The sequence below is a fragment of the Proteiniclasticum sp. genome (assembly GCF_003514505.1).
In the GTDB taxonomy this organism is placed as follows: domain Bacteria; phylum Bacillota; class Clostridia; order Clostridiales; family Clostridiaceae; genus Proteiniclasticum.
Map to the genome: position 1 here is coordinate 1 of NZ_DOPX01000031.1, position 25326 is coordinate 25326.

Sequence of the window (25326 nt, forward strand, 5' to 3'; positions counted from 1 at the left end):
CCACTTGACAGGGAGCAGTTCACTAAACGGGCTTGGCGTTTTTTTATGCATCTTTTTTCTTTTCTCTGTATTCGATTTTGAGTCCGGTACCTGTGAAATCAAAGGCATCTCTCAGCTGGTTCTCGATATATCGGGAATATGAGAAATGAAGTGCTGATTCATCATTGATGAAGAACACAAATGTAGGTGGTTTTACACCTGTCTGTGTTCCATAGAACACTTTTAGTCGCTTGGTTCCAATCATAGGAGGCTCTTTCTGAAGAAGAGCTTTGCCAATCACATCATTAAGGACCCCTGTAGCAATTTTTTTATTATAATTGTCATAGCACATCTTAATCATCTGGAGCACTTTATGGGTTCTTTGCCCTGTCAGTGCAGAAATGAATAGGAACGGTGCATACTGCATGAACTTCAAGCTCATCTTATAGTCATTCATGTACTTATCCATGGTTTTGTCATCTTTTTCGATGAGATCCCACTTATTGACAATGACCATGATGGCCTTTTTCATGTCATGTGCATATCCGATGATCTTTTCATCCTGATCGGCAATGCCTTCCTCTGCATCAATCATCAAAACGACCACATCAGCCCTTTCAATAGCTGTAAGGGTTCTAACCACTGAGTATCTTTCAATCTCTTCTTTCACCTTGGACTTTCTTCGGAGGCCAGCCGTATCCACCAGGATAAACTTTCCTTCTTTCGTCTCCAGAAAACTATCTACAGCATCTCTGGTTGTGCCAGCAATATCTGTAACAATGGATCTCTCTTCTCCAAGAAGTTTATTGATGAGTGAGGATTTTCCCACATTAGGTCGTCCTACAAATGCGACCCGTATGAAATCATCATCCTCTTCTTTTTCATAGTCTTTGAAGTGACTGACCACTTCATCCAATAGATCTCCTAAGCCAAGACCTTGTCCTGCAGAAATGGCAATGGGATTTCCAATACCAAGATTGTAGAACTCATATGCATTGGCTTCATCTTTCAGATTGTCCACTTTGTTCACTGCAAGGACAATTGGCTTCTGGCTGATTCTGAGCATTGTAGCTACTTCATTATCTGAATCCGTTAGTCCCTGTTTTCCATCCACTACAAAAATTATCACATCTGCAGTATCAATGGCGATTTGTGCTTGTCTTTTCATCTGAGCCAGAATGATATCATCACTCTTAGGCTCAATTCCACCTGTATCAATTAATTTAAACTCATGATGCAGCCAGTCTGCATCTGCATAAATCCGATCTCTTGTTACTCCAGGTGTGTCGTCTACGATGGCAATTCTATGACCTGCCAGTTTATTGAATAAGGTCGATTTACCAACATTCGGTCTCCCGACGATGGCTACGATGGGTTTTGCCATTTACTTCACCTCTTTTTTTTCTAACTTTGCATTTCTGTACATCTAACCATATTACCCTAAGTGTTTTCTCATGTCAAACAAAAGCTGGATTCTCTGCTTCCAACGCCTAGTCTTCCTTGTCCAAAGGGTTCACTCACCGGTCAGTGCTTCTCTATCTTCAGCACCTGCCCGAGAAAAATTTCGACGATCTGAGGATCAAACTGAGTCCCTGCATGGGCTCTGAGTTCTTCGGCAGCTTCTTTTAAGCTCCTCTTCCTGCTGTATGTTCTTTCATGTGTCATGGCTTCAAATGCATCTGCAATGTTCAGGATTCTTGAATGGAGCGGAATTTCTTGGCCTTTGAGGCCTTCAGGATATCCCTTCCCGTCAAAACGCTCATGATGATATAAAACATCTTCCGCCAGATACCCGTACTCTTCAACAGATTTTATAATTTGATAACTGGTTTCTGCATGTTTTTTGACCACTTCATATTCCTCATAAGACAAAGGTCCTGCTTTTAGAAGGATTTCTTTAGGCACATTGATTTTCCCGATATCATGGAGTTTTCCTGCGGTAAACAGTCTCTCTTGAGCCTCTTTGCTCATCCCCATGGCTTCACCGATGCTTTTGGCAATCATCGCCACATGATGAAGGTGTTCTTTCTCTTTAGGGAACTTTTCTCCTATACTTGCAAGTATGGTCTCAATCATTTTATTCTTCATGATCTTTCCGTATTTCAGTTTTTCACGATACATGTTATTATCCGACACCTTGACAACTTCCTGCATATTCTGATGTTTCAGTGTTTTGGTCGCGATGCCTATTGCTAGAGAAATCTGAACTGGACCCACTTCACAGGCATCTGCCTCTTTCAAAATCTTTGTTTTCACATCCTCCGCTTCTTTCATGGAAGTCTTAGGCATCAGCACCATGAACTCATCTCCCCCCATTCTGGAAAGAACGTCCCCTTCTCTCAGATGCGATTTCATGATATCTGCCGATTTCATCAGGAGAAGATCACCCAAGTCATGTCCGAAGGCATCATTGGTGAGTTTCAGCCCGTTGAGATCCATCACCATAACAGATAAGGGAAGGTTCCTGTTTAAATCTATTCTTTTCAGCATATCTTCCGCAAATCGCCTGTTGTATAGACCTGTGAGCACATCATGATAGCTTAAGTATTCTGTCTGTTTCTGTTTTTCAATTTTGGGCGTAATATCGCGAAAAACCGTGACAATTCCAGTAATTCCCTGATCACTGCCCTTGATGGGGGAAATGTTCTCTTCAACGGGCAGTTTTCTTCCATCTTTGGCCAGGAGTATCCGATCACTGGATTCACCACTACGATAGTATATTCTACTATCAGAGAAGCTGCTTTCTGCGGCATCATAGTCCTCATAAATGACTTTATAGATCTCATCAATGGGCCTTCCTAATGCTTCTTCCATTCTCCAGCCAGTCATTTCCTGCGCTGCTGTATTCATAAGAAGCACCTTATTAGTCTCATCTGTTGCAATCACTCCATCTCCAACGGAAAGCAGTGTTGTCCGGAAGAGCTCTTTTTCAATATAGAGATTCTCCTGCAGCTTTTTCTTTTCTGTCACATCTCTGGCTGCCGCATAGATGAGATTGTCTATATATTGTGCTTTCCACTCCAGCATCACATAGCTCTCATCGGCTCGGCGAAACCGCAAGGTAAAGCTTCCTTCTTTCTTGTCCTCAATCATCTGGCTGATGGATTCTTTCAGAAGGTCCAGATCTTCGGGGTGAACAAACTGCAACGCATTTTGACCGCGGATATGTTTCACTTTAAATCCAAGGAACTTTTCCCATGCATCATTCACCTTTAGGAAAATGCCTCTAGAATCTGTAATGCAGAAGAAATCCAGATTCACTCTGAAGAATCTTTCTAACTCATCCTTCTGTTCCAGTATTTTCAGGTTCGCTTTTTTCACTTCTGTTGTATCCCGGGCAATACCAGTAAATCCTATGACAATTCCAGCTTCATCCAGGATTGGCACTGCATTGGTGGTAAACCAGTGGTAGGAACCATCCTTGTGCAGCAGTCTGTAATCCGCTGTCTCCATCCGCTTTCCTGTATGCTCGATGTGCCGGAAAAATTTCTGTATCCGATGAAGGTCATCCTTATGCACATAAGGTTCGAAGGACTGTCCCAGAGCCTCTTTAATGGAATGTCCAAGCACCTTCTCCCAGGCAGCCGATATAAACAGTAAAATACCATCCATATCCAGTCTGTACACAATATCATAACTGCTTTCCACAAGGAGCCTGTAATTGTCTTCTCTTTGCTTCACTTCCATTTCCAGAAGTTTCGCTTCCGTTATATCAATATGTGTTCCAAACATCTGAAGCGGTTTCCCGTCTTCAGTCCAACGGACAACTTTCCCTTTGTCCAGGACCCATACCCAATGGCCGTCTTTATGTCTCATTCTGCATTCCATGGAATAATACTCTTTTTCACGGTAAAAAAGAGATTGGACAATTTCATCAGACCGTACAAGATCATCCGGATGAACAAGGCTTGCCCAAGTATCGTCTGTAATAGGTTCCAGTTCTTTCAGCGTATATCCGACAATCTCCGCCCATCGCTCATTATATATGTTTTCACCCGTCTGAATGTTCCATTCCCACGTACCAGCTCTGGTCGCTTCAATGATATCCAGATATTTTTCTTTTTCTTGAAGAAAATGAGCGCGCATTGTTTCAGACTCCGTAATATCCACATGAAATCCTGAAATAGTGACTGGGTTTCCAAGACGGTCTCTGACCAGATGTCCTCTTGTCATAAACCATTTCCAATGTCCATCTCTATGCTGCATGCGGTAGATCGGACTGTAACTTTGGATTTCACCGGACAGATACGCTTCAAGCAGTCTCTCATTCTCTTCGCGTTCCTCAGGATGCCAGCGGTTTTTCCAATCTTCAATCCGCTCACTGAGCTCCTCATATCGAAAACCCATGATTTCTGCCCATTTTCTGGAAAAAATGATGGAATTGCTTCTGATATCCCATTCCCATGTGGCAACACCTATGGCGTTGATGCCAAACTTATATTTATAAAACTGTTCCCTGAAAAAATAATACTCTCGTTTTGTCTTGACATAGGACTTCAGCTGAGAAAGGAATAGATTCCAGAGAATCTGCTCCTGTGTCTGAAACTCTTTTTGTGAGATCAGAACAGCGCCAAATGGTTCTTCTCCTTCTCCCACTATCATACAATGTAGGTCTACGCCATCTGTAAGTTCTTTTCGTATCTCCATCGGAATCAGTTCAAGCAGAAAGTCCTCGCTGATGTGGGGGAAATAGTCATAGTGATTCATAGATTCTTCCTGACCCTTTTCTCCCCTTAATGGCATCGTAAACCAGAAGATTTCCTCTTCTTTCCCAAAAGGGATATCCCCCCTCCATGGCATGAATCCGAACTTCTCTTTCTTCTTGTCATAGGGGCACCAGTATGCAGCATTGGCTCCAGCCATCTCCCCAATCACAGAAATGGCTTTATGTTCTGTCGAAATGGTCATAGTGGTATCTTCTTGAAAGTCATACAGAGAAAGCAGCTGATTTATTTTTGCCATTGGAGCCTGATACCGTTCCTCTGGGCGAAAAAGACAATATAACAAGTCTTCCTTCAGGTCTGAGGATGGTACTCTCTTCACAGTGACAATGACGGGAGCTTCCTCTTTTCCAATCCCTATGAACTGAAGTGAACCCTCGCTTTTCTTTGCCTTCAAAAGCATTTGGGTGAAACGCGAAAAATCTTCCACCCGAAAAACACCATTCAGGGGGAAGTGAGCGTCTTGATCTTCTTCAAAAACAAATTTATCTCTGAATGCTTTGTTTGCAAAATGCACTCTTCCTTCACAATCCAAAATACAAATCCGATCAGATGAAAGTTCCAGCATATCCAAACAAAACTGATTCCCGATAGACTCCATCACTCCCATATCATTTCTCCTCAATCCATAAAAATATGCAGCCATAAGTCCTATATTGCAAAAAGCACTCCTTTTATTATATCTTATGACAAAGGCTATCACAATGCTGTAAAGTTGATAAAATTATGGATTTGAAGGCTTTTCAGCTTTTCATAAGAGTATTTTCTCCTGTATAATTGATAGGACACACTGTTAATAATAAAGGATGCACAGAATGCAAAAATATAAAACATACTTACTCTCAACATCCATTCTCATCTCCCTGATGCTCTTGGCTTCTCACTCGTTTGGTAAGATTGCTTTGAAAGAGACCCCTGCTGCTTCTCCCCCTTCATCCGAAGTAAAAAAAGAAACCTCTTCTCCAGAAAATGACCCTATGGGATCACAGACGCTTCTTATTACAGCAGTAGGTGATATTATGGTTCATGAAAGTCAATGGCGTTCTCAAAAAACATCAGAGAACTCCTATGACTTCACCAATAACTTCAAACACATCTCTCCATTTATTAAAGCATCTGACTTGGCATTTGCTAATTTTGAGAGCACCATCCTTCAGGGAACCCCCTTCAGCTCCTATCCAGTTTTCAACTCTCCTCCAGAGATTCTAACCGCCATGAAAGAAGCAGGCTTCACTCATATCAGTACTGCAAACAACCATTCTATGGATACTGGCTACAAAGGAATCCAGGGTACACTGAGCGCTATGTATGAAGAGGGTCTCATTCCCCTGGGCACTTATGAAACAGGAAAGGAAAAAAGTTTTCACATCGAGACCATTCAAGGAATCAAACTTGGCATCGCGTCTTATGCCACCGGTTATTTTTCAGGAAATACGGTAACAGTCAACAGCATTCAATCCAATGGACTGGAAAGGAACATCAACTTCATTCATATGACGGATCCTTATGAGGCTTTTCTGAGAATCAAAGAGGATCTCCTTATGATGAAGGAAGCCTCCGTGGAAGCCATCATTCTTCTGCTTCACTGGGGAACAGAATATACCTCTTACCCCAGCAGTTTTCAAAAAACACTGGCCAGACTCTTAATCGATGAAGGTGTTCATCTTATCATCGGTTCTCATCCGCATCTTCTTCAGGAAATGGAAGTATTACTATCTTCTGACGGTCATCACGAAGGTCTCGTCCTCTACTCCCTAGGCAACTTCCTTTCCAATCAGAGAGAGGAGATTTTGGGTATCCCTGGAACAGAAGACGGTGCTATCGCAAGGATTCTTCTTGAAAAAAATACAGAGGGCCTGGTGAAAATAAAGGAAGGCACAATTTTACCTACCTGGGTTTATAGAAAAGATGTTTCTCCAGACCAAAAGATCTATACCTATGAGATCCTTCCCTTGCTTGCGAGTCCAGAAGAAACAGCAGAAAAGTATCATGCGCCCCTCACCACCATCAGAAAGAGGTACCGGAGCATTCATGAAACCTTCCACACAAATCAGCTCTTCTTCTCTGAATAAAACTAAAAATTGGCAGCGCACAGGCTGCCAATTTTTCAGTTTCTACTCTAATTCAGTTCTCTGAACTGTCCTGTGACAATATATACGGTCCATTCACAGATATTCGTTGCATGATCCCCATTTCTCTCAAGGTATTTCAGCACAAACTGAAGCTCTCCGGCTAAGCGAAGAAGAGTTGGGTCATTTTGGGCTTTATCATAGAGTTTCCCAATGGACTCCGTTGTCAAACGGTCAATCTCATCATCCATCTTCGTCAGTTCCTGTGCCTTTTCATGGTCTTTGGCCACAAATGAATCCAACGACTCAGAGATGAACTTCATGACAAGTCTTGAGATTTCGATGAGGTCCTCGTTAATCACATCCGTCAGGATATCTTTGTTCTTCAGGGTAATCTCTGCAATGTCCTTCGCATGATCCCCCATACGTTCCAGGTCTGTGACAATCTTGATGACAGTGAAAATATTACGTAGGTCTGAAGCCACTGGTCCTTGGGTTGCGATAAGACGGATGGCCTCATCCTCAATGGATCTCATAAGGTCATTGATCTGCACATCTTCTCTGATCAGGAGTTCTGCGAGCTTCATATCTTTTTCGGTTAACGCTCTGATCGCTCTTTTGATCTGTGTTTCCACTAAGAAACCCATCCGAAGGAGATTGTTGTTCATATGGCTTATGGTAAGTTCAATATTGCTTAATGTCATTTCATTTTCTCCTTTAACCAAATCTTCCGGTGATATAATCATCTGTACGCTTGTCACGGGGGTTCGTGAACAGATTCTTCGTATCCCCATACTCAATCATCTCTCCCATCAGGAAAAAAGCGGTACGGTCTGATATTCTTGCCGCTTGCTGCATAGAATGTGTCACGATGACGATGGTGTAATCATTTTTCAAATCTTCCATAAGTTCTTCAATCTTTGCAGTTGCAATCGGATCCAACGCCGATGTCGGCTCATCCATGAGAATCACATCCGGCTGCACAGCCAATGCTCTTGCAATACATAGCCTCTGCTGCTGGCCTCCGGATAGTCCGTAGGCATTGTCATGGAGTCTGTCCTTCACTTCATTCCACAGTGCTGCGCCTTTCAGACTCTTTTCCGCAATCTCCATGAGCAGATTCTTATCTTTCAGGCCATGAATCTTAGGCGCATAAAGCACATTTTCAAGAATCGACTTCGGAAAAGGATTGGGTTTTTGAAACACCATGCCTACTTGAGTTCTCAGCTCTTCAACCCGGATTTCCTTATCGAAAATATCTTTCCCGTGGTATAGTATCTGACCTTCAGTTCTAACAATCGGAATGTTTTCCACCATTCTGTTCAGCGTCTTGATAAAAGTGGATTTTCCGCATCCCGACGGTCCGATGATGGCTGTAACTTCATTCTTGTATATATCGAGATTGATCTTCTTCAGCGCCTGGTCCTTGCCATACCACAGGTCAAGATTCTTCACCTCAAAGACAGTATCTTTGTTTTCCATGTTTCGTATGCCTCCTGTTAAAATTTCTTTTCAAAGCGATTTCTGATGTAGATGGCAATGGAGTTCATAAAGAACAGGACCAGCAGAAGAACCACTATTGTTGCAGCTGCCAGATTCGCATATTCTGGTGTAAGAACGGTATCCAATGTCCAATAATAAATCTGTATGGGCAGCGTAGTGAAATCATCCATGACGCTTCCCGGAACTTTCATGATCAGAGTGGGAATCCCCAAGACCACCAGCGGAGCCGTTTCTCCAATGGCTCTGGAAATACCAAGGATAAAGCCCGTGAGCATCCCCGGAAGGGCAACGGGAATGACAACTTTACTTACAGTTGTCCACTTGTCTGCTCCCAGTGCATAGGAGGCTTCCCGCAAGTATCCTGGCACAGCTTTCAAGGATTCCTGGGCTGAAACCACCACAATAGGAAGTACCAGCAGTGACATTGTAAGTCCTCCTGCCAGAATACTGCCACCCAATCCCAGCAGCCTGGAAAAAACAGCAAGCCCTAGAAGCCCGAATATGACAGAGGGAACACTTGCCAGGTTGCTGAGATTGATATTGATAAAATGTTTGAGCTTTCCTGGCTTGGCATATTCTTCCAAATAAATAGCCGTGGAAACCCCAAGCACAAATGTCACAGGAACAACAATCATCATCATATAGACTGTCCCGATAATAGCGCCATAAATTCCTGCTTTTTCAGGGAAGATTGAGAGATTTCCAGTAACAAAATCCCAGTCAAGCCATCCTCTTGCATCTCTGAAAATATCTAGTAGAAGAAAGACCAAAACCAGTAGAGCGGATACCACGAGCAAACCGAAGATCCTCTTCAGGGTTTCGCTGAGACGTACACGCCTTTTGATCTGAGCCGGATTGGCTTTAAACACTTTTTTTACAGGTGATGCATTTTTTTGAGCATCCAGTTTTGCTGTTTTATTCAATTCCATGCTAATATGCCTCCCTGTATTTCTTTGAGATGTAATGTGCCAGCTGGTTCATCCCCATAGTAAATACAAAAAGGAGAAGACCAACAGCATATAAGCTGTAGTACCCCGTGGTCCCGCTGGCTGCATCTCCGCTGGTAAATTCCACGATATAGCTTGTCATGGTCTGCATGGATCTTGTGATGTCGAGTGTAAATGCTTTAGAACTTCCACTGGCTATGGTCACAATCATTGTTTCACCGATGGCACGGGAAATTCCCAAAACAATGGAAGACAAAATCCCTGAAATTGCAGCTGGAATCACCACTTTAAAAGCTACTTCCAGCTTTGTAGAACCCAATCCCAAGGCCCCTTCTTTCATGATTTCAGGAACAGCATTCATGGCATCCTCAGAAAGTGAAGCGACCATGGGAATAATCATGATCCCCATGACAATACCAGGACTCAGCGCATTCTTTGCTTCCAGTGAAGGAATGAGATTCATAAGAAGAGGCGTAACAAAAGAGTATGCAAAAAACCCGTATACGATGGTCGGAATACCTGCTAGAACTTCCAGCATAGGTTTGACCACTTTTCTTACCCTTTGAGAAGCAAACTGACTCAGATAAATTGCAGCTGCAAGGCCTACTGGTACCGCTACCATCATCGCAATCAAGGATGTGGTGATGGTCCCAACAAAGAGTGGAATAAACCCAAACCTCGGATTTTTATTGAGTGGTGCAAGGTCCGTACTGAAAACCTCGCCAATGGGGACTGCACTGAAAAATCGGAATGCATCCGTGATTAGAGTGATCACAATACCGAAGGTGGTGAACACAGAAATAAGTGCCATGGTCAGGAGAAAAGCTGGAACAATTTTATCCATGACATAATTCTTCTCTTTGATTTTCTTCTGAATCAGTTCCCGTACTTTAGTTTCTTTTTCCATAGGATGTTATCTCCTCATTGCGAACTTTTTGAACGCAAGTATAAGATGAGAGGCATGCTCTCATCTGAATACTTGACATTTGCTTGTTTTCTTTATTTCAGACCTTCAAGAATGGTTTTGTATTCTGCATGTTTTTCAGCTGGAATTGGAGCGAAACCATTGTCTCCCGCAAGCTTTGAAGCTCCTTCTTCTGAAATGACATACAGTGCATAATCAAGAATCGCTGGATTTTCTTTTGCTTTGTCCAGATCGAGATAGGTGTAGACAAGTCTTGTGAAACCAGCATAATCAAGGTCTGAACCGATGGTGTCGAGAGATGGTGCCACAGCTCCATTTCCGAAGTCCACCTTTACCGCAGTCAGTTTATCTGTATTTGAAGCGTAGTATCCATATCCAAAGAACGCTATGGCGTTCTTATCTTTTGACACAAGATCCACCAGTGTAGAGTATTCTTGCTGCAGATTCACATTGGATACCATATCCTGCTCATCTAAAATCACTTCGTAGAAGAATTCGTATGTTCCGTGATTCTCATTGGGACCAAAGAATTTGATCTCTTCTTTAGGCCATTCAGCTCTGATATCAGACCACAGCACTTTGTCATCAGATTTGTACTTTCCTGAAACGTACATATTGATAATTTCTTCTTGTGTCATCTCTGTAGCCCAGGTATTTTCTTTATTGATGACCATGGTCAGTCCATCATAAGCAAGTTCAATTTCAAGGACATTTTCTCCCATCTTTTTGCCTGCAGCTTCCAGCTCTTGAACTTCAGTATCCTTAATTTTTCTGGATGCATCTGCAAAATCAAGTTCTCCTGCAATGAACTTTTTAAGCCCTGCACTGGATCCTGCTCTTCCTACCTGCACACTTACACCAGGCTGCTCATTCACCATATAATTCTCTGCGATATTAGCCATCAGCGGATATACCGTTCCAGATCCATCAACGATGACGGATCCCTCCAGTTCCTCCTCTGCTGGTGTTTCTGTTCCAGGGGTTTCTGGTGTCTCCTCTTTCGTACCGCAAGCAGCAAACATGGCTACCACAGTCAAGGATGTAATAATTCCCATTAATTTCTTGTTCATTTTCTTCCTCCTAAGTAATATCTTACTTTTTATCAGGCATCTACTTCATACCTTACATTTACAATTATAGGAGGCTATTGTTTAGGACTGTTTGACTCCATGTTATGCTCTTGTTAAAAACACTGTGAAGCCTGTGCAAGCTCTTCACCTATTCTGATGGTTCATTTTCTGAAAGATCCCTAGTATTCCATTCCATTTTTATGAAGCAAAAAAAAACTGTAAGATTATCTCCTGATAATCTTACAGTTTTTTAAATGGTAGCGGGGGCAGGACTTGAACCTGCGACCTTCGGGTTATGAGCCCGACGAGCTGCCAACTGCTCCACCCCGCGATAGGGTTCTTGAAAATGTCTTTTCCTTAAGAACATATTCATTATACCCCGCCCCCTCAGTTCTGTCAACCTTTTCCAGGCATCAATCTTTTTTAATATTTCTGAAACCCTTGATTTAAGCCTTTTTGATCAATGGAATCCCTTCTTGGACAAGGAAACATCGGACAAAATGATTCGGTGAAACCTCTGATAATTCTGGCAGCTGACTATGGCATTTGTCTATTGCATACGGACATCTGCTGGAAAATCTGCAGCCTTTTGGAAAATCAGAGGGATGCGGAACGTATCCCTCGATAGCCTGGAGTTTCTCTTTTGGATTCCCTTGACCCGGCATACACTCCATAAGCCCCATGGTATACGGATTCATTGGATTCATGAAAATTTCAGCAACCGAAGCTTTCTCCATGACTTTTCCGCAGTACATGACACAGACATCATGGGCCATATCCTTAACCACGCCCAGATCATGTGTGTTCAGGATCATCGCCATTTTCTGCTCCTTCTGGAGCTTTTTAAGAAGGTCCAGGATCTCAGCCTGAATGGTCACATCCAGTGCCGTGGTTGGCTCATCTGCGATAAGAATCTTTGGGTTGCATGCAATGGCCATGGCAATCATGATGCGTTGCCTCATACCACCACTGAATTTATTAGGAAGGTCCATAAATCTTTCCTGTGCATCCGAAATCCCCACATCTTCCATGAGCTTTAGTGTCTTTTTTCGGTTCTCCTTTTTGCTCCCTTTTTTATGGATCAGTAGGGCTTCTTCAATCTGTTTCCCCACAGGAATAAGAGGATTTAATGTGGACATGGGATCCTGATAGATCATCGCAATCTCATTCCCTCTAATTTTTTGCATTTCTCTTTCTTTCAGCTTCAGCAAATCCCGTGATGCAGAATCTCCATATAAAGCTTCCCCTTGAAGCACTTTTCCAGGTTTATCCACCAATCCCATGATGCTGAGAACCAAGACGCTCTTACCGCTTCCTGATTCACCGATCATCGCCAGGGTTTTGTTCTCTTCTAAGGTAAAACTCACATCATCCACCGCTGGAAGCTCTTCGCCATCAAGATAAAAATAGGTCTTGATGTTGTTCACTGTCAACAATGCCATCTTCTTCTCTCCTCTCTCCTTTAGGACTCTTTACTTTTAATCAGCAGATCTTTCAGCAGATTGAACATAAAAAGGATCGCAAAATAGAGGACGGCCATCACCGTCATAAAATAACTGAATGCAATCCCCCCCATAACGGGGTCTATTCTCTGGGAAGTGTAGAAGTTTATCATTTCATAGCCTATCCCACGATAATAGAACAATCTTTCAACAATGATAAGACTTGAGAAAAAAAGAGCGAGAATTGTTGGGAATACGGAGAGTATTTCATAGAATATACTCTTCAGCAGATGATTTTTGATGATTCTCATCCGCGAGCATCCTTTTCCTCTGGCTGCAAGGACATAAGGCTTTGAAAACCCTTCTTCAATTGCCGTCGCAGTAGTTCTGGCGATATAAGCTGTGGGCAATATTGAAATGGCTAGGATTGGATAAATGGCATTATACCAGTACTGATCTCCTTTAAACTCGATGGGGCCAATACCAAGAAAAGTAATTCCATTCTTAAAAAGGTATAGAGCAAGCACCTGAACAAGACCGATGGAAAGAATGTCAGGAATCGAAAGCGGTATCAGTGATTGGAGCATTTTAAAAGTACCCGTCTGGTCATTCTTTCTACTGTCAAGAATCCCTTTCGGTACACCGATCAGCACCGAAAGGACAATGCCAAAAAATAGCACAATGCCGCTTTTCCTGGCAGACCGTTGAAAGATTTCTGCTACCGTTTCTCCCAGGATATCCACATCTCTGATTTCCCCTGTGAATACCATCTTGAAATTATGGGTGATGGACTCATAAATCTCGCTCCATGGCATATTGGGACGATAACTTCCTTTCTCGTAGAATATATCGAAGTTCATCGGTATTCCTGTAAGAATAACAATGCTGACAATGATAAAGAACAGGAGAAGAATATTTCCCAGTATCGACTTCATCAATTTCTTCTGTGCTAGATTCATCAGACTTCCTCCTTATCCACAAGATGGCAAGAAACCACTCTATCTTTATATTCTTTCAGTATAGGGATTTCATTTCTGCAGATGTCCATGGCAAAGGGGCATCTGGTATGAAAAGAGCATCCAGAAGGCATCCGGATCGCACTTGGGATCTCTCCTTTTAATCTTCTCCGCTCAATTTGAGCCTCTTCTCCTTGGCCCGGAACTGCTGCTAACAGAGCTTTGGTATAAGGGTGCATAGGACTTTCAAAAATCCCTTCTGCGTCTCCCATCTCAACGATTTTACCCAGATACATGACAGCGACGCGGTCACTGACATGTTTGATCACGTGAAGATCGTGTGCTATGAACAAATAGGAAATACCAAGCTCTTTCTGAAGATCCATGGTAAGATTGAGTATTTGAGACTGAACCGAAACATCCAGTGCTGAAACAGGCTCATCACAAACGATGAATCGTGGTTTTGTTGCCAAAGCTCTAGCGATGCCGATTCTTTGTCTTTGGCCACCACTGAACTCATGAGGAAATTTTCTAGCAGAAGCATGGTCCAGACCAACCATATGGAGCAGTCTATGCACTTCTTTCTTATACTCCAGAGGTGGCACAATCTTATGGATCTGCAGTGGCTGCATCAGAATATCCTCCACCGTCATTTTGTAATCCAAAGCAGAATAAGGATTTTGGAAAACAATCTGGAGTTCTTTACGAAGCTTTCTAAAGTCTCTGTCTGATATAGTGCTGATGTCTTTGCCTTCCAAAAGAATCTTCCCGGAAGTGGGCTCTAAAAGCCTTAGAATCAGCCTTCCAGTGGTGGATTTTCCGCTGCCGGACTCTCCTACAAGACCTAAGGTCTCCTGATCTCCAATGGAGAAACTGACGCCATTCACAGCATGAACATACTCTTCCTGTCCTAGTAAACCACTTTTCACAACAAACTGCTTGCTCAGATTTTTCACTTCAATCATTTTGCCACCTCCAACTTCAGTTCTGAAGACTCTCCATTTTGCATGAGCTCTTCATTCATAGTCAGATTATCCAACATGACCTGACCAATTCTGTTCAGTAACAGCACGTTCAGTTTTTCTCTCTGATCCATAGCGGTCCCCATCCCTTTGGGCTGAGATGATCCTATCCCCACAGAGAAGAATCCGTTTAGCCTCATGTCCAGAACGGAACGGGTCACCATGTCATACACCCCAAGACTGGAACTGGTGCTGGTATCATAAAAGATGCTCTGGAAACGTCTGTACGGAATCTTCATATCTGTCATAAGATCTTCCATTCTCCTGCCAATTTTATATGAAGGTTTTCTTCCACCTTGGGCAGGAAAAGACACAATATTCAAGGTGTCTGTATCTTCCATACCAGGGTAGTTCAGCTCATAGTAATAGTAGCCGCCTGAGACAACGAGATCAATGGTCTTCAGCAGTTCCCGATGAAAATACTCAGATCCTTCTTCATTGGTGTTTTTCTTGATTTCATACTGATTGTCCCAGAAAACAAAAGAAACCGACTTGGAGAGAGGGTTTTCCAGCTCTATCGTCTGCTTTGCCAAGGTCAGCAGCGCTGCTGCAGGAGCTGCACTTTGGGGAGAAGTCACACCAGTTTCATACACTCCGTCATAGGATCCTCCGATGACGATGGTCTCTCCAGGCTTTTCTTTTGAAAAACCTGATCCTGCCAGAAAACCCTGGATGATCCTGCCACTATGTGCCGGAAGTGCTGGATGGGAAAATGTGATCTCAGCTTCTGCATATCCTTCATAAAGATCTTCTCTCATTTCATCAAAAGGAATAATGGTTGTAGTTTTATGCAGATAAGCATTTGAAACGGAACTGTACTCATCCAAAAGCATAAACTGCACTACAAACTCTCTCTTTTCTGTTTCTCCAAAGATATTTGAACCTCTCATTTTTTCCACGCTGAAAGGAGACCCTGTGGAGGAGAGCAGCTCTCTGATATAGTGCTCCTTGATGGGGAAAACACTTTTCTCAGAAGATACCTTCCCTAGATTCTCATGTGTAGAAGCAGTCCCCCTATAGTGAAATTCTCCTTCAGCTGTTCTTAAAAGCTCATCTCTCGCTACGGTAAATATGGTGAAATCCTCATGGAGGTTGTAAGTTTTACGCGTCCCATTCTCAAAAGTCAACGTGATGGATCCTTGCTGTATAGTCATAGGCGCCATCACCTTCAATGTTTCAGCGGAAGGTTCTCCATCGTAAAAAGGGATTTCAGTTACATCTGTCTGATAACCCAGACTGTTCAGTTCAGATAGAATATACTCACCTGCCTGGTATCCTCCTTCCGTTCCACTGGCTCTTCCGTTATATTTTTCATCCGAAAGAGCATCCAGATGACTCAATGCTCCATCGATATCATAATCAATGATACTTTGGTATCTGGGCATAAAGAGGTAAAGAAGGATGAACGCAAAAACACCTACTTTAAGTAGAACAGGTTTGTAGTATTTTCGGATGTCTCTGATCTGCAAATAAAAAAGCTTAGGGGACAAAGAAGAGATTCCTTTCCGGATTGTACTGATCACCCTTGATGTTCTCTTCTGAAATTCCAGTCGTAGCCCTTCTCCAAGGAGATTGATGCCCATGATGGCGACAGCAAAAAACAGTACCGGAAAGAGAGAGACCCACCACACTTCCTCAAAACGCATCACATCATTGGTGATCCTTGATAGCATTCCACCCCATTCCGGTTCAAGACCCATACGGTAGTTTGCCCGAAATGCCATGGCGCCAACTTCTCGTGTCGTACCTACAAATACATATAAGACAGCCAGCTGTGCCACAAGAAATAACCCCATGGCCATTTCCTTGAAAAACTGACTGGCTCCGTGAGGAATGAGATGAGGCAGCACATTCTGAAAGATAATCTGTGTTTTAGTTTTTCCAATGGCCAGCTCACCTTCGATAAAATCTTCGGCCATAATTCGTTTGGTCACATCTTCAATTATTCCTGCAAGCTTAGACCACCCAACCAGAGCAAGAACAATCGCAAAGGCAACAATGGACTTTTCCATCTGCATTCTATAGAAATAGTTGAAATTCAGCACAATATAGCTGAAAATAAGCATAGGCACAGCACTGAAAAAAGTGTTGAAAAATCCAATGATCCGGGATAGAGTTTTCCTTCCCATCCCTGCAATGATACCAATGGGCAATGCAATGATCATGCGGAAAAGAGCGATGAAAAATCCCAGGCGCATGGTATTTCTCGTACCATACACCAGTCTAGCAAAAATATCCCGTCCGGCATCATCTGTGCCCATGAGATTGATGGTATTGGGCCTCATGGGATTGACAGACAGTTCCTCCACAATCTCTCCCTCTTTTTCATATTCAATATATCTCGGCGGTTCTTCATGAATCGGATCACGATCCGTGAAAAATTCCGGAAAATAAGACAATGCAAGCAAGACCATGAGAATTATGCTTCCAATCAGGAGAGGAAAATTGACTCTTTTCATTTATGCCTCCGGTATACAAAAGTATATATTTTTATAGCTTATCATAATTTTAGAACCAGTATACCATAGGCTACACATCTATATAAAGGAAAAAAGCACAAAATAAGCTGAATGAATACAGATTTCACCAAATTTACCCAATAAAGTTTGCCATTCTATAAATTTTGGCACTCATATCCCTTAAACTTAAAAAGGAGAATGCAAAATGAAACTGCTTATTAAGAACGGTAAAATATATCAGGAGCGTGATACCTTTACAGATGCGCTTTACATCGAAAATGGAGTGATTGCTGCGACTGGAAGAGAAGCCTTAAACCAAGAGCATGCTCTTAGACGTGAAGAAATCCTGGACGTTCAGGAAAAAACCGTAGTCCCAGGCTTCAATGATGCTCACTTGCACTTCTATCAAGCAGGTCTAGCCCTGGAGACCGTTCAGCTCCATGGCTCATCATCCATTGAGGAACTGATTATAAGAGGGAAATCTTATCTTCTTAGCAGGCCTGATTTTCAAGGCACTTTACGAGGCCGCGGGTTTCATCAGGACCTGTTCAAGGAAAAAAGGTTGCCGACAAAAAAAGATCTGGACCGGATCAGCACTGACTTTCCCATTGTATTTACCAGAACCTGCTCCCATTTAGCGGTAGTGAACAGCAGAACTCTCTCGTTTCTTGAAGAAAAGAATCTTCTTCATCCAGTAGAGGGTGGGTCCATTATGCTTGGTCCGGACGGACAGCCCAATGGAATATTTCAAGAAAATGCTATTTCTTTATTGGAACACCTCTATGAAGAACCTACAGTGGAGAGTGTGCTGCGCACATTGAAAAATACAGCACGCATTGCCCACAGCTATGGTCTGACCTCCTTGCAGGTCAATGATATCTGGGGTGACAGCATAGAATCTGGGATCATTGAAAAAGCTTATATGGAGTTTTCCAAAGAAAGAGCTTTGCGGATTTATCATCAGATTTACATAAAAAGTCCTGAAGATTTCAGCAGGCGAATCCATGATGGGTTCAAAAAATCAGACTCTCCTTTCAACCGCTATGGAGCGCTTAAGCTTTTTGCAGATGGTTCTCTCGGTGCACGAACCGCATTTCTTCGTAAGCCCTACGAAGATGATCCGTCCACCCAAGGTATGATGACCTTACCAAAGGATCTTCTTCTGGAGTTTCTTCAGTTATGTGAGAAGAACAAGATACAGGCGGTGATCCACGTCATAGGCGATGGTGCACTTGAAATGGTTCTCAGCTGTTTCGAAAAAACTACAGATCCTGGCAATCCGCTCAGACACGGTCTCATCCATGTGCAAATAACGGACCAGGCTCTTCTAAAGAAGATCCAATCCCTCCATCTCACTGTATATGCCCAGCCCATTTTCCTTCATAGTGATCATAGGACAGTGGCTCTTCGTGTAGGAAAGGATCTTGCAGATACTTCCTATGCCTTTGGCACCATGGAGAAACTGAATATCAGAGTCGCTTACAGCTCAGATGCGCCCATCGAAAGGTTCCATGTGATGGAAAATCTTTACTGTGCAGTCACACGGAAAGATCTGCAAGGCAATCCTCCGGAAGGATTCAACAAGAGCGAAGCTGTTGACCGCTCTCAAGCTTTGGACAACACTACAGTCTCAAGTGCCTATATGAGCTCTGAAGAAACAAAAAAAGGAAGACTGAAGGAAGGCTATGTCGCTGATCTTGTGGTACTTGAAGATCCATATTTCGATGTGCCTGATGATAAAATCAAGGATGTCCGAGTTTTCATGACCCTGGTGGATGGTGCTGTGGTCTATAAAAGAAAATCATGTTAAAAGAAGCAAGCATATTATATTGATATGCTTGCTTCTTTACTTAGTCAGTTTTTAATACTGTTTCAAAATATTCTGAAGAAATCCTATGAACTGTTCCTTCACTTCAACTGGAGATTGGATCTTCACCTTCTCCCCATACTGAGCAATCCATGAAAAAAACGTGCTGCTGATTTTCACCTGGCAGGACACCGCAAAATGATCGGAATCAAGGGCCCTCAGTGAAATGCCGGCACCAAATCTGTCCAGTACCTGATTGACAAGTTCTTTGTGAAAAGTGAGTTCTACCCTTTCATCCTCTCCACCGAACATACTGAAGGTTTTTTTCGCATACTCCGCTACATCAAAACTCTGACCTTCGCAAAGAGCTTCTCGAGGCTCGTCAACAATTTCCACCTGATTCATCCTGTCTACCCGATAGTGGACAAAATTATTATACTTCTCATAATAAGCAATGAGATAATAGTTCTCATCATCCCAAAGCAGAGAGTATGGACTGATATAGTAAAAATTACCTTCTTTTCGGAAAGATTTCTCTTTCTCCATTGTATAGTCAAAATATTGGAATCGAACCTTTTTCTTCTGAGCGATGGCTTCATGAAGTGTATCCACACTGTAATAGATCTGCTCATTAATAGATTTAGGTCTATTTGCAACAAAAACCTGTCTCTGTAGTGACAACCCTTCATGCTTGCTAGCCAGTTTTTTCAGTTTTTCAATGAGTTCATTGCTCTTTTTTGTTGTTAGAAATCTCGCGCTTTGTATGGCATCCACCAGAAGCTTCAGTTCTGCAAGTTCAAAGTCTCTTGAACCCACGTAATACTTCGTATGTTTATCTTTCACCTTCTGAATATCAAGACCATAACTTACGAGTGTTTCGAGATCTGAATATATGGATTTCCTCTCAGAGGTTATGCCATACCGCTCCAGCTCAGTAATCAGATCCTGTACACCAAGACAGTGCTTTTCATCTGTTTCATCCAGCAGGATTTTCATTAAATACAATATTTTAAGTTTCTGACTTCCCTGGCTCATTTTGTCCCCCCGTCCTAAATAATATCCGTATCTTCTTATATTCTACCACTATTTCTCATATTTCTCACGGGTTCTGCCGGACTCCTGAAAATGAGTACCAGAGAAAAAAGAAAAAATGCTTTCCCGGACAATTCTGGAAAAGCATTTTTCAACCTTCATTTTAGTAGCCAATCCCTGCAGGCATGACATTGGCAGCATCGAAAGCATGACATGGTGTTACTCCATATACCATACCACAATGGGGACATTGGTCCTCAAAAGTTTCCATCTCAAATTCCCTCCCGCACTCCACACATGAAATCTGAAGCGGCATCGGAATCATCTGCTCAGCAAAGCCCATGAACCTCACCTTTGTTACAACCTCCGCTCCATTTGCAAATGAGCCATTACATCCATCATGCATCATTTCTATATCTCTCCTTCATTGTAAATATTTGTTAGTGTCTCACCATTTCTCAATCGGTTCCGCATCTCCTGTATCACCTGATCCATTTTATCCAGTTCAACCAGTAAACTCTTTTCTTCGTGGTCTGTCTCAATGATCTGATGGATCCCTCCATTCTTTATGACGACCCTTTTATCTGCCATCAATGCAAGACTGGGGTCATGGGTTGCCATGAGAACAATCTTCTCTTCACTGACCAGAAGCTTCAGCGCTTTTTTTCTGTCAATCCCAGCATTTTCAATCTCATCAATGAGAACAATTGGAGATTTGCTCAATATCGCTGTATCCGCAATCATAAGTGCTCTGGACTGTCCTCCACTTAAGCCAGTAACGGGAGTGCTGAGCTGGAATTTCTCTCCTGCCAGTTCATTGGCAGCATTCAGTATTTTTAAGATCATCTCTTCCACATTCTCTACCATCCTGCTTTCAGCATGGAGAGTCAGAAATTCTTCCACCGTAAGGTCCATGACAAAATTCATATTCTGAGACAGCTGGGCCACTCTCTTGTTGCTGGTGCTGAAACGCTGAGATGGATCAAGAAGCTCTCCGTTGATCTGTACACTACGTCCTGTGGGCGTATCTTTGTTTGCTGCCCATTCAATATCTGCCAGCAATCTGCTTTTCCCTGAACCTGTGGGCCCAACAATGGAGACAATCTCGCTTTTTTCTATCGTTAACTTTTCAAAATTCTCCTTTTCGCCAAGCTTATTGAATCCAGGCAGAATGGTGATGCTGTTTACCTCATTTTCCTTCACACCTAAAAAAACACTCATCTGATCAATATATTGAGTAAGGTCTTCTATTAATTTGTCTGGACTCATGGCCCATTCTTCCAGCTCAGCTTCAGGGATTCTCTCCAAGAATTCAGAAAATGAACTGTCTTCGAATCCTCTCACTGAAATCTTATTCAGTTCAAAATAGCTGGATGCAAACGGATACTTATATAGGAGATCTGATATGCGCATTTCTTCATATCTCATTTTATCCCTCATTTTTATCACCAAATTTCATTTTCCGCACATTTCCAAGCTGGAATGCTTCTCCAATTCTAGTCTCACCAAGACAATAGGAGCAAAGTGCCGAGGGCATCGGATACCTCAGATTCATTCCTTTGACACTGGAAATATTTCTGTTTTCTTCATAAAGCAATGTGCTGAGCTCGAAAGCCCCTTGCCCAGTAAGGCCATTCACAAACATCGTCACTGCCTGAGGATTGACCGAATGTACTCTGGAGGCAAAAACTTCACGTTCTGCTTGAGAAACGATATCTCCTTTCGTGATGACAATAATATCAGCAAGTTTCAACATAGGACCGATTTTTTTCGGTGTATTGATTCCAGAAAGGTTGTCAATGACACAAATGGAAAGCACATCCTTGATATAGGGAGAGCAGCGGTTACAAAGTCCAGCGCTTTCCGTTACGAGGACAGATAAGTTCTTTTCTACGCCCCATTTCACTGCTTCTTCTATATTGCTTACAAAATAATGATCTGGACATAAGGATCCAGACAAGCCTTTCATCACAGGGATTTTGGCTTTTTCATATAAAGCGTCATCATCTGTATACAGGCAGTCAAATTTCACTACCCCAACCGGAAGCTCTCTTTTTTTCATCGCCTCCAGCGTTTTGATGATTACAGATGTTTTCCCTGATGAGGGTGGTCCTGAAAAAGTAATCAGATTCATTCTAGTTCACCTCTCATTGCTTTCTGAAAGATTTCTTCGCACTTTCTTATAAGAAGTGTCAGATCATATTTTTCAATAAACTCCCATCCGATCCATCGATATCTATTCTCTTCAGAAATACGATTATCCACTTCCGGATTCACACTTGGAAACCGCCCATTATGGGAAAGCAGTTCTCCTACTTCTTTCGAGAGAAGGTAATCCACAATGGATTGAAGTTCCTTTTTCCTCTCTTTTTTTGTAAGCAGAAAAATTGGACTGATGATGGCTCCATCCTCTGGCCAAACAGCCATCATGGGCCCTCCCTCTTTTACCATTTTTGTAAAGAAATAAGGCATTATGGTTACAGAGGGTCTTTCCATGAGTTTCATGTGGGATTTAACCATTTCAGCTGGGTGCATGCTCCTTTGCATATTCCTCCCCAACTGAGCAATACCTGCCTCCCCATGACTTTTATAGATATTCAGAAGAATTGCATTAAATAGATCAAAATCGCTCACAGGAAGACTGATACTGTTTTTAAATTCGTCTGATAAGATATCGTCCCAGCTTCTGGGTACTTTCCTGTTCCCCAGCTCTTTTGTATTCACAAGAAAAACTGCTGGCACAACACCAATCATCGAATACTGCTTGCGGGGATCTTTCAGCCTGATGTCTTCCTGATCAAAGTCACTATGAAGACGGCTGAATGAGGTGAGATCTTCAAAGAAATTCTCTTCTCTGAATTTGCCAAACCTGCTTTTATCAAAAAACATATCAAAACCAGCAGAGATAAATAGATCCGGAAGATCCTCTCCAGACTTCTTCTCTAGACTCTCTGAAAGCCATCCGATTCCCATAGAAGCAGCTTTCAGGTCATAGTCCAAATGGAATGGAAAATCCCGTTCACTCAGCCACTCCTCAAAATTTTCCAATAATGGGACACGTACTGGACAAGGCAATACGCCAGCCATTTTTACTCTCATCCTATCGCCCTGCTCTTCTTTATCACGTTCACTCAGCATTTCCGTAAATGCATCCAGTGAGATGCCTTTTGTCTTTAATGCATCAGCGATTGTAATTACCTTTCCAAATAGTGCTCGTTGCTTCTCATCTTTCAGATTCGTGAAACCTAGCGAAAGAAGCAGTGAAAGTGCTCCTTCTATTTCTTCTGTTACAGTATATAGACTCATACGTTGATCAATGTATTTTTTAGACATCTTTTCATTCTCCTACATTTTCTTCACACACAAGAGCAATTGTACCATGGAGCTCCCCCTAATTCCGTAACATATGTTACGTAAGATCATTCTTTCGAGGTGCTTCGAGACAAAAAAGGAACCCTGACAAAATCAAGGTTCCACATTGTATCCTATTCCATTTCAGCAAGCTGGTCGCTGATATATATCTTATTCCTAGAAAAATCTATCAGCCTCTCTCGCTTCATATTCATCAGCTCTCTGGAGAGTGCAGGTCTTGTCACCTGAAGATACTCCGCAAGCTCTTCCCGGTTCATAGGTAGAATCAGGGGATTCTGCTTTTGAGCTTTCCATTCTATCTGAAACAGCCGAATCAGCTTTCGTCTCAGGGAGCGCATCGATAAAATCTCAAGTTTCTGGTTCAGTTTCAATGCTTTTCTTGATATGAGCTTCACCATATTGATCTGAAAAACCGCTGATGCTCCTGATGATTCATTAAGATGTAGAAGCTGGGGTCTGGGAAGGATCAGTACTGACGAAGGTTCTTCAGCCATTACGCTTGCCGTCCAGTGTTCTCCTGTGTATACTGCAACTTCTCCAAATATATCCCCGGGATTTAATACCGCCATCCTATGTCTTTCACCTGCAGCATTCTCTTTAAAGACCGATGCCATCCCTGTGAGTAGAACTCCTATGCCCGAAATCATCTCCCCTTCCCTTCCAATAAACTCACCTTTGTCAAAGGAAGCATAATACCCTTGGACCGATGGGATAAACCGGATTACTTCACTTTCTGACATTCCTTGAAAAATCGGAAGCCTCATGAGAAAATCTGAAGAAATCTCACGATGGAGCTTGTTTTTGCTATTTGGCATAACTGTCAAAATATCCTTGGATGAGAATGATCGGTGTACCCTTATCTCCACTGCCAGAAGTCAGGTCGCTTAAAGACCCCAAGAGATCTGTAAGTCTTCTTGGTGTGGTTCCTTCGGCAGTCATATCTCCAGTGAGATCCTCACCTTTTTTCTCGATATAGTCTCTAATGGCATCTTCAAGCTCACGGCCTTTCAGATGGGAGAATTCATTATCCGCAATATATTTCAGCTTGATCTCATTGGGCTGACCTACAAGTCCTGAAGTATAAGCTGGAGAAACCACCGGATCTGCCAGCTCCCATATGCCGCCAACAGGATCTTTAAACGCACCATCTCCATAAACCATCACTTCAATATTCTTCCCAGTTTTCTCCAGAAATTTATCATGAATCTGATCCACCACACTCTGGCAGTCTCTTGGAAAAAGCTTCAATGTTTCATCAGTTGCTTTATTGCTTCCAAGAAGTCCATAGTCTTCATTATAACCGCTCCCATTTATTGATGTATTGAGGATTTCCGCAAGGCTGCAGATGGTCTGCGCGCCCGCTTTCTCCAAAAGACGACGGGTTCTCTTTCTTGTATGTATATCACAGTGAAGCACATGCGGTGTGTAAGGCAGCACCGCTTTAGGATGATTTGCCAGTAAAACTTCCACTTCGCATCCTTCACTCAAAATGACATTTTTGTAAAAATCAATATAGTCGATACCGGTAAATGGATGCTTTTCGTAGCCAAACAGTTCTCTGAATCTTTCTTCAGTCAGAACATCCTCATAAGGATCAATGTTTTTTTCATCCAGCTGATCAAATGTGACGAGTCCATTTCCCACCTCGTCAGAAGGATAGCTGAGCATAAGCACAATTTTCTTTGCGCCTCTGGCAATTCCTTTCAGACACAGGGAAAAGCGGTTTCTGCTCAGTATTGGGAAAATCACCCCGATGGCGTCTGCATCTTTAAACTTCTCTTTTACGTCCGCTGCAATGTCATCCACAGAGGCATAATTCCCCTGTGCTCTGGCAACTACTGCTTCTGTAACAGATACGATATCCCGGTCCTCCAACAAGATCCCTGAGCTTTCCACTGCTTTTAGAACAGAATCTACCACAATCTCAGTGATATCATCCCCTTTTTTGATAATAGGTGCTCTAATACCACGTGAAGTAGTTCCAATGAGTCTTTCCATAATATTTCCTCCATTTGTTCTCTT

The 25326-nt window shown here is 42.5% G+C and carries 20 protein-coding genes and 1 tRNA gene; 2 read left to right on the forward strand and 19 right to left on the reverse strand.

Annotation, left to right across the window (positions count from 1 at the left end; all coding sequences use genetic code 11):
• Positions 1-43: 43 nt before the first annotated feature.
• Both der and DEF30_RS10550 read right to left on the reverse strand, forming a co-directional pair.
• Positions 44-1363 carry a ribosome biogenesis GTPase Der gene (der, locus tag DEF30_RS10545; protein ID WP_294099121.1) on the reverse strand — a complete coding sequence of 440 codons (1320 nt, stop codon included), beginning with the start codon at positions 1361-1363 and terminating at the stop codon, positions 44-46.
• Positions 1364-1503: 140 nt separating this feature from the next.
• Positions 1504-5310 (reverse strand): PAS domain S-box protein, encoded by a 3807-nt coding sequence (locus tag DEF30_RS10550; protein WP_294099122.1) that lies wholly within the window; start codon positions 5308-5310, stop codon positions 1504-1506.
• A gap of 205 nt (positions 5311-5515) precedes the next feature.
• Between DEF30_RS10550 and DEF30_RS10555 the strand changes: the two genes are divergently transcribed.
• Positions 5516-6772 carry a CapA family protein gene (locus DEF30_RS10555; RefSeq protein WP_294099123.1) on the forward strand — a complete coding sequence of 419 codons (1257 nt, stop codon included), beginning with the start codon at positions 5516-5518 and terminating at the stop codon, positions 6770-6772.
• A 47-nt stretch (positions 6773-6819) separates the two neighbouring features.
• Here DEF30_RS10555 and phoU read toward each other — a convergent pair whose 3' ends face one another.
• From phoU to DEF30_RS10605, 10 genes are all read right to left on the reverse strand, one after another.
• A complete protein-coding gene (phoU, locus tag DEF30_RS10560; protein WP_031572490.1) occupies positions 6820-7473 on the reverse strand; it encodes a phosphate signaling complex protein PhoU in 654 nt (217 codons plus the stop codon).
• Positions 7474-7486: 13 nt separating this feature from the next.
• Positions 7487-8251 carry a phosphate ABC transporter ATP-binding protein PstB gene (gene pstB / locus DEF30_RS10565; RefSeq protein ID WP_031572492.1) on the reverse strand — a complete coding sequence of 255 codons (765 nt, stop codon included), beginning with the start codon at positions 8249-8251 and terminating at the stop codon, positions 7487-7489.
• Positions 8252-8268: 17 nt separating this feature from the next.
• On the reverse strand, positions 8269-9201 hold the full coding sequence (gene pstA, locus DEF30_RS10570) for a phosphate ABC transporter permease PstA (RefSeq protein WP_294099125.1): 933 nt from the start codon (positions 9199-9201) through the stop codon (positions 8269-8271).
• Position 9202: 1 nt separating this feature from the next.
• Complete coding sequence (gene pstC / locus DEF30_RS10575) at positions 9203-10126, reverse strand: phosphate ABC transporter permease subunit PstC (RefSeq protein ID WP_031572496.1); 924 nt, start codon at positions 10124-10126, stop codon at positions 9203-9205.
• Positions 10127-10218: 92 nt separating this feature from the next.
• Positions 10219-11214 carry a PstS family phosphate ABC transporter substrate-binding protein gene (locus tag DEF30_RS10580; protein ID WP_294099128.1) on the reverse strand — a complete coding sequence of 332 codons (996 nt, stop codon included), beginning with the start codon at positions 11212-11214 and terminating at the stop codon, positions 10219-10221.
• A 255-nt stretch (positions 11215-11469) separates the two neighbouring features.
• Positions 11470-11545 (reverse strand) — tRNA-Met (locus DEF30_RS10585).
• Positions 11546-11660: 115 nt separating this feature from the next.
• Positions 11661-12656, reverse strand: a complete 996-nt coding sequence (locus DEF30_RS10590; RefSeq protein WP_294099129.1) for an ABC transporter ATP-binding protein — start codon at positions 12654-12656, stop codon at positions 11661-11663.
• A 20-nt stretch (positions 12657-12676) separates the two neighbouring features.
• The gene (locus tag DEF30_RS10595; RefSeq protein WP_294099130.1) at positions 12677-13615 is read right to left on the reverse strand and encodes an ABC transporter permease subunit; all 939 of its coding nucleotides are present in this window, start codon (positions 13613-13615) and stop codon (positions 12677-12679) included.
• Complete coding sequence (locus tag DEF30_RS10600) at positions 13615-14577, reverse strand: oligopeptide/dipeptide ABC transporter ATP-binding protein (protein WP_294099131.1); 963 nt, start codon at positions 14575-14577, stop codon at positions 13615-13617. Before DEF30_RS10600 ends, DEF30_RS10595 begins: the two co-directional genes overlap by 1 nt.
• Positions 14574-17093, reverse strand: coding sequence for an ABC transporter permease (locus tag DEF30_RS10605; RefSeq protein WP_294099132.1), 2520 nt, complete (start codon positions 17091-17093; stop codon positions 14574-14576). Before DEF30_RS10605 ends, DEF30_RS10600 begins: the two co-directional genes overlap by 4 nt.
• 205 nt (positions 17094-17298) lie before the next feature.
• Here DEF30_RS10605 and DEF30_RS10610 point away from each other — a divergent pair, with 205 nt between their 5' ends.
• Positions 17299-18903 (forward strand): amidohydrolase, encoded by a 1605-nt coding sequence (locus DEF30_RS10610; RefSeq protein ID WP_294099133.1) that lies wholly within the window; start codon positions 17299-17301, stop codon positions 18901-18903.
• A 51-nt stretch (positions 18904-18954) separates the two neighbouring features.
• Here DEF30_RS10610 and DEF30_RS10615 read toward each other — a convergent pair whose 3' ends face one another.
• The 7 genes from DEF30_RS10615 to DEF30_RS10645 all read right to left on the reverse strand — a co-directional run bounded on the left by DEF30_RS10615 (position 18955) and on the right by DEF30_RS10645 (position 25302).
• Positions 18955-19896: a WYL domain-containing protein gene (locus DEF30_RS10615; RefSeq protein ID WP_294099162.1), complete on the reverse strand. Its 942-nt coding sequence runs from the start codon at positions 19894-19896 to the stop codon at positions 18955-18957.
• 199 nt (positions 19897-20095) lie between these two features.
• Entirely contained in the window at positions 20096-20341 is a 246-nt protein-coding gene (locus DEF30_RS10620) for a hypothetical protein (protein WP_294099134.1), read from the reverse strand.
• 2 nt (positions 20342-20343) lie between these two features.
• Positions 20344-21360, reverse strand: a complete 1017-nt coding sequence (locus DEF30_RS10625; RefSeq protein ID WP_294099135.1) for an ABC transporter ATP-binding protein — start codon at positions 21358-21360, stop codon at positions 20344-20346.
• A 1-nt stretch (position 21361) separates the two neighbouring features.
• Complete coding sequence (locus tag DEF30_RS10630; RefSeq protein WP_294099136.1) at positions 21362-22066, reverse strand: GTP-binding protein; 705 nt, start codon at positions 22064-22066, stop codon at positions 21362-21364.
• A complete protein-coding gene (locus DEF30_RS10635) occupies positions 22063-23265 on the reverse strand; it encodes an ABC transporter substrate-binding protein (protein ID WP_294099137.1) in 1203 nt (400 codons plus the stop codon). The genes DEF30_RS10630 and DEF30_RS10635 overlap by 4 nt, the downstream gene beginning before the upstream one ends.
• 152 nt (positions 23266-23417) lie before the next feature.
• Entirely contained in the window at positions 23418-24119 is a 702-nt protein-coding gene (locus DEF30_RS10640; protein WP_294099138.1) for a Crp/Fnr family transcriptional regulator, read from the reverse strand.
• A complete protein-coding gene (locus tag DEF30_RS10645; RefSeq protein ID WP_294099139.1) occupies positions 24109-25302 on the reverse strand; it encodes a coenzyme F420-0:L-glutamate ligase in 1194 nt (397 codons plus the stop codon). Before DEF30_RS10645 ends, DEF30_RS10640 begins: the two co-directional genes overlap by 11 nt.
• Between the last annotated feature and the right edge of the window lie 24 nt (positions 25303-25326).

What these genes read in the sequence shown, in the direction of transcription:
- der (WP_294099121.1), bottom strand. Translation starts at nt 1,363, where the DNA reads ATGGCAAAACCCATCGTAGCCATCGTCGGGAGACCGAATGTTGGTAAA.
- DEF30_RS10550 (WP_294099122.1), bottom strand. Translation starts at nt 5,310, where the DNA reads ATGGGAGTGATGGAGTCTATCGGGAATCAGTTTTGTTTGGATATGCTG.
- DEF30_RS10555 (WP_294099123.1), top strand. Translation starts at nt 5,516, where the DNA reads ATGCAAAAATATAAAACATACTTACTCTCAACATCCATTCTCATCTCC.
- phoU (WP_031572490.1), bottom strand. Translation starts at nt 7,473, where the DNA reads ATGACATTAAGCAATATTGAACTTACCATAAGCCATATGAACAACAAT.
- pstB (WP_031572492.1), bottom strand. Translation starts at nt 8,251, where the DNA reads ATGGAAAACAAAGATACTGTCTTTGAGGTGAAGAATCTTGACCTGTGG.
- pstA (WP_294099125.1), bottom strand. Translation starts at nt 9,201, where the DNA reads ATGGAATTGAATAAAACAGCAAAACTGGATGCTCAAAAAAATGCATCA.
- pstC (WP_031572496.1), bottom strand. Translation starts at nt 10,126, where the DNA reads ATGGAAAAAGAAACTAAAGTACGGGAACTGATTCAGAAGAAAATCAAA.
- DEF30_RS10580 (WP_294099128.1), bottom strand. Translation starts at nt 11,214, where the DNA reads ATGAACAAGAAATTAATGGGAATTATTACATCCTTGACTGTGGTAGCC.
- DEF30_RS10590 (WP_294099129.1), bottom strand. Translation starts at nt 12,656, where the DNA reads ATGGCATTGTTGACAGTGAACAACATCAAGACCTATTTTTATCTTGAT.
- DEF30_RS10595 (WP_294099130.1), bottom strand. Translation starts at nt 13,615, where the DNA reads ATGAATCTAGCACAGAAGAAATTGATGAAGTCGATACTGGGAAATATT.
- DEF30_RS10600 (WP_294099131.1), bottom strand. Translation starts at nt 14,577, where the DNA reads ATGATTGAAGTGAAAAATCTGAGCAAGCAGTTTGTTGTGAAAAGTGGT.
- DEF30_RS10605 (WP_294099132.1), bottom strand. Translation starts at nt 17,093, where the DNA reads ATGAAAAGAGTCAATTTTCCTCTCCTGATTGGAAGCATAATTCTCATG.
- DEF30_RS10610 (WP_294099133.1), top strand. Translation starts at nt 17,299, where the DNA reads ATGAAACTGCTTATTAAGAACGGTAAAATATATCAGGAGCGTGATACC.
- DEF30_RS10615 (WP_294099162.1), bottom strand. Translation starts at nt 19,896, where the DNA reads ATGAAAATCCTGCTGGATGAAACAGATGAAAAGCACTGTCTTGGTGTA.
- DEF30_RS10620 (WP_294099134.1), bottom strand. Translation starts at nt 20,341, where the DNA reads ATGATGCATGATGGATGTAATGGCTCATTTGCAAATGGAGCGGAGGTT.
- DEF30_RS10625 (WP_294099135.1), bottom strand. Translation starts at nt 21,360, where the DNA reads ATGAGATATGAAGAAATGCGCATATCAGATCTCCTATATAAGTATCCG.
- DEF30_RS10630 (WP_294099136.1), bottom strand. Translation starts at nt 22,066, where the DNA reads ATGAATCTGATTACTTTTTCAGGACCACCCTCATCAGGGAAAACATCT.
- DEF30_RS10635 (WP_294099137.1), bottom strand. Translation starts at nt 23,265, where the DNA reads ATGTCTAAAAAATACATTGATCAACGTATGAGTCTATATACTGTAACA.
- DEF30_RS10640 (WP_294099138.1), bottom strand. Translation starts at nt 24,119, where the DNA reads ATGCCAAATAGCAAAAACAAGCTCCATCGTGAGATTTCTTCAGATTTT.
- DEF30_RS10645 (WP_294099139.1), bottom strand. Translation starts at nt 25,302, where the DNA reads ATGGAAAGACTCATTGGAACTACTTCACGTGGTATTAGAGCACCTATT.